Origin of the sequence: Campylobacter concisus (assembly GCF_003048375.1) — a bacterium.
Classification (GTDB): domain Bacteria; phylum Campylobacterota; class Campylobacteria; order Campylobacterales; family Campylobacteraceae; genus Campylobacter_A; species Campylobacter_A concisus_T.
In genome coordinates, this window is sequence record NZ_CP021642.1 from 217812 (window position 1) to 231137 (window position 13326).

The 13326-nt window shown below is 36.4% G+C and carries 6 protein-coding genes and 6 tRNA genes; 11 read left to right on the forward strand and 1 reads right to left on the reverse strand.

The genetic code is table 11. From position 1 onward, the window contains the following. Positions 1–14: 14 nt before the first annotated feature. The 8 genes from CCS77_RS01135 to CCS77_RS01170 all read left to right on the forward strand — a co-directional run bounded on the left by CCS77_RS01135 (position 15) and on the right by CCS77_RS01170 (position 3979). Positions 15–2384, forward strand: coding sequence for a tetratricopeptide repeat protein (locus CCS77_RS01135; RefSeq protein ID WP_035144825.1), 2370 nt, complete (start codon positions 15–17; stop codon positions 2382–2384). A gap of 6 nt (positions 2385–2390) precedes the next feature. Beyond that, positions 2391–3119 (forward strand): HEAT repeat domain-containing protein, encoded by a 729-nt coding sequence (locus CCS77_RS01140; protein ID WP_107916322.1) that lies wholly within the window; start codon positions 2391–2393, stop codon positions 3117–3119. A gap of 237 nt (positions 3120–3356) precedes the next feature. Beyond that, positions 3357–3432, forward strand: a tRNA-Lys gene (locus tag CCS77_RS01145). Positions 3433–3446: 14 nt separating this feature from the next. Continuing rightward, positions 3447–3522, forward strand: a tRNA-Glu gene (locus tag CCS77_RS01150). A 16-nt stretch (positions 3523–3538) separates the two neighbouring features. Then, positions 3539–3614, forward strand: a tRNA-Val gene (locus tag CCS77_RS01155). Positions 3615–3626: 12 nt separating this feature from the next. Next, positions 3627–3703, forward strand: a tRNA-Asp gene (locus tag CCS77_RS01160). 119 nt (positions 3704–3822) lie between these two features. Continuing rightward, positions 3823–3898: transfer RNA gene (locus tag CCS77_RS01165), tRNA-Lys, on the forward strand. 6 nt (positions 3899–3904) lie between these two features. Next, positions 3905–3979 (forward strand) — tRNA-Glu (locus CCS77_RS01170). 613 nt (positions 3980–4592) lie between these two features. On the opposite strand, the gene CCS77_RS01175 is transcribed toward CCS77_RS01170, so the two are convergent. Then, a complete protein-coding gene (locus CCS77_RS01175) occupies positions 4593–5345 on the reverse strand; it encodes a DUF4198 domain-containing protein (RefSeq protein ID WP_107916323.1) in 753 nt (250 codons plus the stop codon). 446 nt (positions 5346–5791) lie between these two features. Between CCS77_RS01175 and CCS77_RS01180 the strand changes: the two genes are divergently transcribed. From CCS77_RS01180 to CCS77_RS01190, 3 genes are read left to right on the forward strand one after another with little or no spacing between them, the layout of a single operon-like run. Then, positions 5792–7564 carry a ShlB/FhaC/HecB family hemolysin secretion/activation protein gene (locus CCS77_RS01180; protein WP_107916324.1) on the forward strand — a complete coding sequence of 591 codons (1773 nt, stop codon included), beginning with the start codon at positions 5792–5794 and terminating at the stop codon, positions 7562–7564. Positions 7565–7573: 9 nt separating this feature from the next. After that, positions 7574–12724 carry a hemagglutinin repeat-containing protein gene (locus tag CCS77_RS01185; RefSeq protein WP_107916325.1) on the forward strand — a complete coding sequence of 1717 codons (5151 nt, stop codon included), beginning with the start codon at positions 7574–7576 and terminating at the stop codon, positions 12722–12724. After that, positions 12721–13035 (forward strand): hypothetical protein, encoded by a 315-nt coding sequence (locus CCS77_RS01190; protein WP_012000876.1) that lies wholly within the window; start codon positions 12721–12723, stop codon positions 13033–13035. The genes CCS77_RS01185 and CCS77_RS01190 overlap by 4 nt, the downstream gene beginning before the upstream one ends. Positions 13036–13326: the final 291 nt, after the last annotated feature.

Genomic DNA, 13326 nt, shown 5'->3' on the forward strand with positions numbered 1-13326 from the left:
ACTATAATGGCGGCATGAAAAAGCTCTTAACCATCTTATTTTTACCGCTTTATCTATCCGCCTTTAGCCTTAGCCTAAACAGCGGCGCAAACGCAAATAAGCCTTATAGCGTCCTTCAGCTAAGCGACGAGAAAGAATTTGAATGCGTGGAGCAAATTTTAGCCTATGACACGAAGCGCTACGTTTGTATGCTCGATGATGGGATCTTGCCAAAGATTGAAGATACGACACTGCCTTTAATGGACATAAAATATAAAAAGCAAGACGGCAAGCTCTTCATCGTCATTATGCCAAAGGCGCCTTCAAAACTTCTAAATGTTCAAACTGAGCTTTACAGCAGTCCAAGCGTGCAAGATACGCCAAAGACGACCATCTCAAAGCACTTTAGCATTATCATCGACACTTCACTTAGCGAAAACAACAAAAGAGTATCTGGGCTAAATTTTTCGCCTGATTTTAGAGATATGCTAAGTCCAAGCATCGGAGCGCTTGATCTTAACAAAGCGCCTATCGCTGGGCTTGATAGCAACGATATAGACATCTACATAAATATAAAAAGAGCTTACGAAAAGGGCGCTTATGAAAGCGTGGTAAAAGATACGCAAACAGCGATGAAAAGGCACCCAGCTAGTCTTTTCTCAAGTGAGTTTTTACTTTTTAGACTAAGAGCGCTTGATAAAATTTTTGAGACAAAGAGCGAGTTTGAGGGGCTTGAGCCAAAGGATATCGTAAGCGAGGGCAGAGCATGGATAAGAAAATTCCCTTCTGATGAGAACTACTCTGAGGTGCTATATCTCATCGCCAGAGCTTACCTCAAAGATAGCATCGCAAGTGATGCAAAATATATGCTTGACATACTAAGCGAAGAGCACGCAGAGTCTAAATTTACAAAGCTTGCCACGCTTGATTATGCTGACTACCTATATAAAATAGGCAGGCAAAAAGAGGCGCTAAGCGACTATGAAAAGGTGCTCTACTCCACAAACGACATCGACCTTGCAAGTAGAGCTGCGCTAAGTCTAGCAGACGCAAATATCGATAAAGAGAAATTTGACGAGGCGAAGAAATTTGTACTAAAGATCGCAAATGCAAATGAAAAATTTTTCATGAACGATCCGACAAAATCGATGAATTTAGCCTATACATTTGCCAGCAAAGATATGCCAGATGTGGCTGCTAAAATTTATGAAATTTTGGTAAATAATAGCGATAGGACAAAGGATTTTTACGAGGCAGCATTAAAAAATTTAGCGTTAAATTTAGCCAAAACCAAAGATGAAAAAAGGGCGTATGAGTATCTAAACAGATACGAAAAAGAGTTTAAATATGGCGATTATATCGATGAGGTCGCTAAGGCAAAGGATGGGCTATTTTTTGAAGAGGACGACAAAAATGCCACTGCACTTCACGCAAGATATAAAGATCTTATCGAAAAATATGCCGGCACAAATATCAGCCAAAAGGCACTAATTAGCGAGCTTGAGCTTGATCTAAAAGAGCGTAAATTTGCCGATGCGCTGGCTTACAACAACCTCGCAAAAGATGAAAATTTAAGCCGGGCAATGGAGCTAGTAAATGAGGCTGCGCTTGAGCTTACAAAAGAGTTTTTCATCAAAGATGACTGCACGGCGGTTGTAAATTTACTAGAAAACTACGATGTGAGCAAGGTCTCTTTGCCGCAGTTTAAGCTATTTAACTGCTACTTTAGAACGGCGCGTTACAACGATGCGCTAGAGCTTGCAAAGGCGCATGTAAAGGATGAAAATTTAGAAGATAGAGTCGAGTGGCTGGTAAATTTGAGCAAAATTTTATATAAAAATAAAGACTACGAGCATGCGATCACTGCGGCAAATGACGCGCTCTCGCTTGGCTCAGCGGTCGAGTACTCGGATCCTACGCCATCGCTTTTTGATAGATTTTACTCGCTGCTTGCGCTAAAGCGCTTTACCGAGGCGGTCTCAACGATCAGTGCGATCGAGCAGCTAAGGGGGCAGGACTTTAAGATCATCGAGGCGTATGCGGCTATAAGTGACTATGCGATGAAGAGCAACGACTATGCTATCGCTGCAACCTACGCTAAAAAGGCGCTTGAGCTGCAAACTAGAGCCAAGATAAATACCTTTTCACCAAAGCTAAATTTTGACTATTCGGAGGCTTCGCTAAAGACAGATAATCTTGATGAGGCGCTTGATGAGGCAAAATTTATACTAAATATGAAGCTTGAGCCAGAAGACCGCTTGCATGCTCTAAATTTAGCAAGTGAAATTTACATCAGACAAAAGCAGTATAAGCTAGCTAAGCCCTATCTAAACGAATGCGTTGGCTCAAATTTCACAAGTGCTTACAAAGATGCCTGCAAAGCCAAACTTGAGATGATAAAGTAAAATTTAGTGCTAAGTTTAAATGATCTTGAAAAAGAGTATCTGGAGTTAGAAAAAGAAAATTTTCCTGATGGCAAAAGGATCAAATTTATAGCAAATTTAGGCGCAAGTGACGAGATAGCATATCACTATGAGCTCATTTGCAAAGAGTGGCAAGAGGGCGGGCAGCTAAATTTAGAAAGCAGCTTTGATAGGCATGGAGGCGCTGGGCTGGAGTTTTTATTTGAGCGCTTAGCCAAAAAGAGCGATCAAAAACTAAAAATAGAAACCATCTGTCTTATAGCGCAAATTCTCACTAAATCTAAGCATAGAGATTTTTACACCGCGTTTTGTGACCGCCTCGTTCCTCAAATCACCTCTTTTTTGGAGGTAAATGATGCCTTACGCCGCAAGCTTATAATAGCGCTTGGCTGGGTTGGCACGTTAGAGCAAATAGAAATTTTAATAAGCGAGATGCTTGGTAGCAAAGATAGCCTTTGCAGAGCATGGGCGGCAGCTAGCCTTATGCAGATGTCGTTTCACAGAGTTAGCCAAGAGGTCTTGCGCGCTAAAACAAAAGCCGCATTTTTGCAAGGCATTTCTATCGAAAAAGAGCTATACACCTGCGCAGTTATGATAGAAGCGGCTCAAAATTTATTTGGTAAAAAGTGGATATCTTCTAGCGCAGTACAAAATCAAGACTCTGAAAAGATAGAAAAAGCAAGAAAAATGGCGGTAAGATTTTTAGGCAAGAATTAAATTTGCCACTAAGCGGATTGTGTGCTTGGTTGTGTTTTGCTTATTGGATTATAAAGTAAAAATGGTTTAAATTTATAAGAAATTTTAGCTTTAAATTTAGAATATTTAAAAATAAAATTTTATATTTTTCGCTTAGAAATAGCGGACAAAATAGCTTTAATTTGATTTAAAATTTAATTTTTTCTTGACATATAATAATGTTTTTTGTATAATCTCAATTCTTTTTTAAATAATCATGTCTTGCTAGCTCAGTCGGTAGAGCATCTCACTTTTAATGAGGGGGCCGTTGGTTCGAATCCAACGCAGGACACCATTTTTTGGGTTTATGACCCTTTCGTCTAGTGGCTCAGGACTCTACTTTCTCTGTGTAGGAACAGAGGTTCAAATCCTCTAAGGGTCGCCAGATATTTTAAATTTTAGGTCGCTTAGCTCAGTTGGTAGAGCGCCACCCTTACAAGGTGGATGTCATAAGTTCGAGTCTTATAGCGACCACCATTACTTTTAGGTGCAGCGGTAGTTCAGTTGGTTAGAATGCCGCCCTGTCACGGCGGAGGTCGCGGGTTCGAGCCCCGTCCGCTGCGCCATCTACTAAACCTTAGGTTAAGGTTCTTGATTCTATTTTTTCTTGTTTTTTTTGAGTGATCAAATTAAATTTTAAGATTATAAGTTCTAAGATAACACTTTGTTATTGATATTTAATCTTGCCTCGTTAGCTCAGTTGGTAGAGCATATCACTCTTAATGATGGGGTCGTAGGTTCGAGACCTACACGGGGCACCATCTTTTGGCCCATTCGTCTAGCGGTTAGGACACCAGCCTCTCACGTTGGTAACACGAGTTCGAGTCTCGTATGGGTCACCATTTTTCTTCTAAATTTAACTCAAATTTTGAAAAATTTACTGCTAGTGCAATAAATTTGACTAAAAAATGTTTAAAATGTCTTTCTATTTTATGAAAGGTGAATTTGTGTTAAAAACTACCAGAGTTGCACATATAGAAAGCAATGGGGCACTCGTTTTTCACAGTAAAATGAATTGTGTATTGTTATCATTAAATTTTTACATCTATGGATTATGATATTTTCTTGATTGCTTGCTAATATGTGAAGTAATTTTGATATTTAGGTAGCAGAAATTATATTGAAATACTGTATCCAAAATCTCAAAATTCTTTGCCAAAGCTTTAAAAACTTGTTTTAATAACGAGTTGCTTGAGTTTTGTAAAAGGTTTTAGGCAAAAACGGATCAACAATTTATAAAATTTTAGAGATTACAAATAATGATGAAATCATGACTGCTGAGTTATTAAATCTTTTAGAAATACATAAATTTTAAAATTTAGCCGCAACATAAATTTGATAAATTTGCTGATTTTTATCTTGATAAATTTGACTTATAAGGTAAAAGAGTAGGGCGCATTTGACTACGCCCTTTTATAAATTTAAGATGAAAACTTGCTTGATCTTAAATTTGATCTATTTTAGCTCAAATGCAAGTGTTGCAGCAATCGTCTCGTCATCGCAAATTTTTGAGTCAGCAAACGGCATTTTATGCACTGTTTGTAGCAGCCATTTTCCAGGTTTAAGTGCAAGCACCTCTATCGTGCCGTCTGGCTCAGTTTGGCCGTGAAATGCGCTTTTTTCTTTTAAAAATCCGTCAAATGTTCCATCAAGCGTAGCATTTTCTAAAGGTTTGCCCTCAAATAGAATTTTAACTTTAAACGGCACGCCAACTTTGAAATTTGCTGGATTGTCAAGTGGGACTATCTCTAAGCGCTGCTGTGAAGGCTTTGTGACTGAGCCATCTTTTGCGTTTTTATTTATGATGCCTTTTGCGCTCATGCTCGCTTTTTTGCAGTATTTGGCATCCTTGATGTCCTCTTTGGTTTTGCCCATGTGCCATGTATCATCGCTTGCTTTTGTCCAAAACGTAGGCTTATACTCGCCAGCTATAAGGTATGAGCCGTCTTCTAGTTTGGCCCTTTCATAGTGGTAGTTTTCGCCGCTTTGTTTTAGGCTAAGTTTCTCGCCATTTTTGTTTATAATGTATGGGGCTTCAAATAGGGCGATCCTATTATCTGGTATCTTTTCAACAGTTGGGAAGTCATCTGCGTAGCCGATATCAACGCTAGTTACGTCCTTGCTGCTTCCAAAAAGCCAAAATTCGTGAGCCAAAGAGTGACTGCTAAATGCCGCCAAAGCCAAAAGTGCAAATAAATGCTTATTCATTACCTATCCTTTCAGATTAAAATGTCTATTTTTCTATTTCTAATATATGTCACAAAAATATTGTTAAATTTTTATATATCTAAATTTTGCTAATTTTTAAAAAAATTTAGTAATCAAAACCAAATTTATTTTATTAAATTTATAAAAATAGCTTTACTATAAAAATAGTTTAGTCACTGAAATTACGAAATAAAATCAGTTGCGCAATTATATCAAAATAATAATCATTGTCAATATAAAATTAAATTTTTACATACAAGATAATAAATCAAAATAAATTTACCTTTGCCATTTATATATCTAAAAAGTTTCATTTATGAAATATTTTGTATAAAAATTCTTTTTTCTAATTATATTTTAATATTATATTAAGATTATATCCTTTATAATGTCACTAAATTATTTTAAAAAATATAACTTTATAGTTATTTCCAAGGAAGGTTGAGATGAGAACTCTCTTATCTTTAGGCATAGTGTGTGCTGCGCTACTTGCTAATGAGACTAATCTAAAAAATGAGTTAAACAACGAAGAGATTAGGGCGAATATGGCAAGCTCTTTTAACGAAAGCTCCAACATAAATTTGCTTAACGAAAAAATAGCTTCAGAAGGTAAGCTAAATTTAAACGAAACCCCATGCTTTAAAATAGATAAAATTTCACTTCTTAGTGAGAACGAAGTAGCTAGCTTTAATGCTAGTAGTGGTGCTGATGAGGCTATAATAAGAAAAGCTTATAATACAAACTACTCTAAATTTAACTCTATTTTAGAGGCTAGCTTAAACAAGCTTGATTTTAAATCAGGCAGCTGTCTTGGCAAAAACTCTATCAATCTGATCATAAACTCTTTTAACAACGAGATAATAAAAAGTGGCTATATCACTTCAAGTGCTAGCTTAGTTACAAAGAGTCTAAAAGATGCAAAGTTAGAGTTTGTCATAAATCTTGGCTTAATAGATGATATAAGCATAAACGAGCTTGATAGCCAAAGAAATAGAGCGAGCCTATTTAGCGCATTTGGTGAGTACTCTCATAAAAATAAAGTAGCAAATATAAGAGATATCGAGCAGGCTCTTGAGTCACTGCAAAACGTCTCGAAAAATGATGTTAGTATTAAATTCTTACCTTCAAATAGAGCCAGCTTTTCAAACATAGTGATCACTAGGGTTGATAGCTTCCCACTAAAAGCTGCCATCAGCCTTGATAACCTTGGCTCAAAACAAAGCGGTAAATATCAAGCAATGGTAAATTTAAGCACCCTAAATTTACTTGGATTTAACGAAATTTTTAGCTTCTCACGAGGCAAGGATGTACTTAAAAAATATAAAGTTACAAATAAATTTAATGGTGCAAGTGATCACGGAGCTTCAAATAACTACTATTACGGCTTTAGTATCCCATTTGGCTATTTCATGCTTGAGTATGAAAAGAGCAAATATGACTACGCCCAGATCATAAATGCAGCCTACAACCTCTACACATATAAAGGTAGAAGCGAGAGTGATTCACTAAGCCTTGCTTATACATTTTATAGGGACTCAAATTTCAAAAATAGCGCCTATGTAAAGCTATTTAAGAGAAAAAATAAAAACTATCTAGAGGACTACGAGCTAGATAACCAAGCTAGAAGAAATGCTGGATATGAGGTAGGCGTAAAAACAAGCTACAACTCATATAATCAAGCTTTTAGCGCCAAGCTAGCTTACAAAAAGGGCACTGGTATATTTAACTCACAGCCTGATCCACTAGAAGATAGCGGAGAGGCTACATCTAGGTTTGCTCTAATAAATTTAAACCTAAACTACAAATATAAATTTGAACTCCCACTAAGCTATGATCTAAATATCAACGCAAGATATGGACTAAATAAACTAAGCTTGCAGGATAAATTTAGTATCGGTGGATACTACAGTGTTAGAGGATTTGACGGGGAGAGCTCACTTGTTGGAAACCACGGAGTAAGCGTAAGAAATACCCTCTCATATAACTACTATAAGAGCAACTCTATCTATGCAGGGCTTGACGCTGGCGTGGTAAGAGCCCCAAGTAGCGGCATAAAGGATAAAAACACTCTTGCAGGATACGCCATAGGTCTAAGAGGCAGCATAAAAGCCTACAACAACCTAAGCTACGACATATCTGTCTCTAAACCTCTTTATAAACCAAAGAGCTTTGAAACTAAATCAACAAATGTAAATTTCATCATAAGCTACGAATTTTAAGGATAAAATATGCTAAAGAACAACCAAATTTCAAATGCACAAAAGCCTAGCCTTTTAACCATAGGCTTAAATTTCTACGTAAGTCTCTCTTTGCTACTTGCCACTTCACCAGCATTAGCAAATGAGCCAAGTATCATAGCTGACCCAGGCGCTAGTAACCGCCCTGATATACTAAAAGCTCCTAATGAGACGCTAATAATAAACATCACAAACCCTGATAGCAAGGGCGTCTCTATAAATGAATATAGCAGGTTTAATACGCCAACCACTGGCACTATCCTTAATAACTCTAATAAAAACATAGATACAAAGATAGCTGGCCAGATAGATGCAAACTATAGGCTAAATAAAGAGGCAAGCCTTATTATCAACAAAGTAAATTCAGCTGAAAAATCATCTCTAAAAGGAAATTTAGAGGTTGCTGGAAGCAGGGCTGATGTGGTCATAGCAAACCCAAATGGCATAAGCGTAGATGGTCTAAATATGATCAACTCTCGCTCACTCACACTAACAACAGGTAGTATCAATAAACTAAGCCCTAAAGAGATAGAGCTAATATCTAATAACTCTATCGATATCGTAGGGGACGGCCTAAACGATAAGAGTAGCGACTACACAAACGTCATCTCAAATGCTGTAAATTTAAACTCAAATATCCACGCAAATGAGCTAAATATCATCGGTGAAAAGGCGGTTGGCTCAAGTAGCGGCAAGCTATATAACGACGTAAAAACTAAAAACCAAGAAAACAGCTTTAGCCTAGATAGTAGCGCACTTGGCGGTATGTATGCTAATAAAATCAAACTAGTCGGCACAAGTAATGGCGTAGGCGTAAATAATAACGGCCTAGTTATAGCAAATAACAACATAGAGATAAGCCTTGATGGTGATATAGTTAATGCTGGCGCGATCGCTTCTAACAAAGATGCTAAGATAGAGGCAAAGACTATAACAAACAAAGATGAAGCGCTAATAGCAGCCAAAGAGAGCCTTAATATAAAAGCAGACACTTTGGTAAATACTTCAAGCCAAATTTATGCTAAAGATATAAATGTAGAGGCTAAAAAGCTGGTAAATAACTCAAGCTCGCAAGCTAGGGTGGATACAGTGCACAAACAAGGCACTATGCACCTAAAAAAAGAGGGTGTAAATAGATATAAGCTTGGTGTAAATTTAAAAGAACTAAAAGAAAAAATAAGTGCGAAACTAGCTAAGAAGCTAGGCAAAGATATAAGTGAGCTAGATGAAAACGAGGTAAATGAGCTAGTGTTAAAAGAGGCTATAAATAAAGATAGCGCTCTATATGCACTAAATTTACACAAAGACTCGCATCTAGTTGGCACTAGCCAAAAGATATTTCACAACCTAAGACTAGACTATGATACAAATGAAGCATTAGTAGATACTAGTAGAGCAAAGAATAATGAACAAAAAAGAACTATCACATATAGCATAGTTAAAGATGTGCTAAATGAAGATGATAAGGCAAATTTTATCCCAGGTAGCATAATAGCTAACAATGATATAAATTTAAATGTAAATGATGTCTTAAACGATAAGAGTGTTATATATGCTGGAGGAGATCTAAAGCTAAATAGCGATAATGTAGAAAACATAGCTCTAATGCTAAATAACAATGTAAATAGCTATAGCGTTTATAAATGGAAAGAGAAAAAGAAATGGTATAGAGGTGGAGGATGGAAAACTAAGGGCGGAACAGGAAAAGTTTTCAGTTTCTCATACACAGATGTTGGCTTGCCAGCGGTATTTGCAGCGGGCAATAACATAGTAGGAAGCACACAAGACTTTTCAAGCTACGCACTAAATGATGATATAAAGCTAGTAAATGTTGATCTGGATAAATTCTCTGAGCCAATATTTAATAGCCCAATCATCAAAAACCTAAATAGAAGGGTGAAAAACCAAGGATACTACTACAGCCTTGATAGCATAAACTCTGCTTATATAGCAAATATTCTTGATGGCTTATATGAAGCAAGAAATGAGAGCATAAGTAAATTTAAAAAAGAGGCCAAAGATAAAAACGTAAAAGCCTCAGCTCTAGTAATGGCTAACAACATAGACCTAGACGCCAAAGGCAACATAAGCCTAGCTGGCAGCGTAGTGGCTGATAGTCTAAATTTAAATGCGGATAAAAAGATAAAGCTAAAAGGCGCTGAGCTATCAACTAGCGGCGATGCTAACATTGCGGCTAATGATATAGAGATAGATAGCTCTGATCTAAAATCTAAAAATCTAAGCTTAAATGCAAAGAATAATATAAATTTAGATCAAAGCAAATCTCAGTTTAGCAAAGTCTCTAACCTAGAGGCTACAAACGATATAAATTTACAAGCTGGCAATGATATAAAAGTCTCTGGCTCAAATTTAGATGCGAGTGGAGATATAAATTTAAACTCAGGCAATGATATAGAGATAAAAGCAGATGAGTTTAGCTACACTCATCACGTAAGCTCTAAAGGGATGAAATTTGATGAGAGTGTAAAAAGAGTAAGCGCTGCAAATTTAAACGCTAATAGCGATATAAATTTAAATGCTAAAAATGCTCTTTTAGTCTCATCGTCTCATCTAAACGCACTAAAAGATATAAATTTAAATGCTAGTGACATCATACTAGCAGCACAGTCAAACACTAGCGAGGCAACCGCTATAAATAGCTCTAAATCGCTCCTTTCTAAAAAGCAAACCATAGATAGCGCCATAAGCTCAGAGGTAGTAAGCACTAGCCTAAAATCAGGCAATAATATAAATTTAAACTCAGCTAACGATATCTATCTAGTATCATCTAAACTAAAATCAGACAAAGATATAAATTTAAACTCAAACAACAATATCCTCTTTGAAAACGGCCACAACGTAGAGGCTAGCTCACACTCTTCTAAAAAGAGCAAAATATCTTTAAATCCAAATGCCTTTTATAAGAGTAGCTTTGACCTTGTGGCAAATGGCAATAAAAAGGCAGTTTATAGCACTATAGACTCAGGAAGTGATATAAATTTAAATGCCAAAAGTGCTCTTAGCCTAAAAGGTGCAAACCTAAACTCTCAAAAAGATATAAATTTAAACGCAGAGCTTATAGCTATATCAAACACAAATGATGAAAGCTACCATAAAGAGGAGCATAAGAGTAGCAGAGTAGGTATCTTAAAGCCTAATGAAGTGCTAAAAGATATCGTTGTAGATCTAAAAAGAAAGCTAAACCCTCTAAAAGAAGCAAAAGATAAATTTAGCTCACTTAGCACACCTACATTTGTAATAGGAAAAACATCTGCCAAATTTGAAAGCAATAGCCAAGAAGCCAAGAGTTCTAATATAAAAGCTGGCAAAAATATAAATATCAATGCCAATAAAGATATAAACATAGTTGCTTCAAATGTAGATGCTAAAGAGAACTTAAGTTTAAAAGCTAATGAAGCGGTAGAAATTTCATCGACAAATAGCATCTCTAATGCCAAATCAGAATCTATAACAAGAAAGATCCTTGGCAAGCAAAGCGCGTCAGCAAGCTCAACAAATGAAGAGGTTGTTAGCTCAAATTTAAACGCCAAAAACATAAACATAGCTTCAAACCAAGATACTACGCTTTCAGGCTCAAATATCATCGCAGATGAGAGCTTAGATATAAAAGCTGATAGTATAAATTTACTACCAGCATCATATAGCTTAGAGAGCTCATCTAAATTTAAAGACTCAGGCTTTGGCGATCTAATGAAGTCAAATGGCGAAGAGAGCAGCTCAAACTATAATCTTGCCATAAGCACACTATCAGCAAAAGATATAAGTCTAAACTCAAATACCATAAACGCCCTAGCTTCTATCATAGAAGCTACTAATGTAGATGTAAATACAAAGCTTTTAAATTTAGTCTCAGCAAAGAGCACATCTGTAAATACAAGCCTAAGTAACAACGCAGGAGTTTTAACAGCTACTGTAAAAAATAAAGGCAAGATAGAAGAGGTAGAGATACCAGCTATCATCAAGGTAAAAGATAAATTTACACTAAATGGCAAGGATATAACTAATAAGCTAGATGCTACAACATTTAAAGCGATAAATGACTCTTTAAACTCAGAGGAATTTAAAGAGGGAGTTATAAGAGAGTTAAGATCAAACTCAGATACTCCAATAGACGAAGAGACGATAAATCAAGTAAAAGCAGTTTTAGATTCTAAAGAGTGGGAAGATAAGACAACTACTCTTAGTGGAATGGGAGCGCTAATAATAACAGCCATCGTTACATTTCTAACAGCAGGAGCTGGTGGTGCGGTAGCAGCAGGTGTTCTAGGTAGTGCAGCAGCAGCTAGCTCAACCGCAGGTTTAGCCATATCAGCTATGACAACAGCTGTCATAGCAAACTCAACAGTCCAACTAACAAACAACCTCTTATCTCATGGTAAGGTTAAATTTGATGCATCATCCCTAGCTAAATCAGCCATTAGTGCAGGGGTGCTATCTTATGCTGGTGCCGCCTTGGGAACAAATGCCCTAACACAGAATATGGATTTTTCAGATTATGTAAAAAATGCTACTATAAACGGAACGCTTCAGGGCATAAGCTCTGATATAAATGGAGGAGAGTTTAAAAAGGGCTTTTTAACGGGTGTTGCGCTATCTATTATGAGCGATGCTTCCCTTCAGATGAGAAAGCATGTAAAGGAAAATTATAATTATGCTGGTAAAAATGGAGAAATAGTGCCAGATGATACACAAAGTGTTGGTGTAAGAGGAGATGGTGTTAAAATAGGAGGTAGTCACTTTGAAAAAATTTATAATAATGGAATACTCGAAAAGAAACCAATAGTTGCACCTACTGGTGGTTCACAAACAGGAGCTAGGATGTTGTTTGGAAAAAGCTATGAAAAAGGTTCTTTGGCAGACCATGCTATAGAACACTTTGCAGGACCACATGACTTTATGTCTAGCTGGAACTATGAAAATATAAATGGAATCACATATCTAAAAGATAATGGAAGCTTGGTAAATATAGCAAGTGGTTTGCTTTTAGTTCCTGCCGCACCATTTGCAGCAGCACCATTTATCCAAGGACATTTGTCAGATATACAAATTTATAAAGATGTAAAAAAAGTAAGCAAAGATGCCAGAAGAGAAGTTTTAAACAAAGCGAAAGAGAACAGATGAAATTTAGAAATTTTATATTATTTATAATCACTCTGATTGGATGTAGTGGTTGCTATATAGGTGAGCCAAGCTATGAGGTGTTTAAAGAAACATTGAAGGCTAATATTGGAAATCCAAATATTTTACTTGCACAAAACAATAAAAGGGTTTATAGCGAAGATAGGTATATATACGAATTTGAAAGACCAAAAGGATGCCGTTACGGCTATCTAACCAACAAAGATGACAAACCAGAGAGGGTTTTAGGCTGGGTTATATTGTCGGGAAAAGAATTTTGCAAAGAAAGACGAGCTTGGGCTTTGTCTTTTTAGGAAATCGAATAAAAAATGACTATCACAGTTAATAATCTTATAGCAGATGTTGTTGCATAGCCTTAACTCATAAGCCCTTGATTTAAAAATATATAACTCTAGAAATTATTTAACAAATAGCAGAGATAGAAGCCTATAACAACAAACGCCTATTAGCATCCCAGCTAATAGGAATAATAGCTGGAGGTATAGCTAATGGCGATAAAGGAGCAAACACAGGCTATAAAATAACCACAAGTGCAGATACTTATAATAGGCAGCTTCATCAAAGAGAGATAGACTTTATAAACA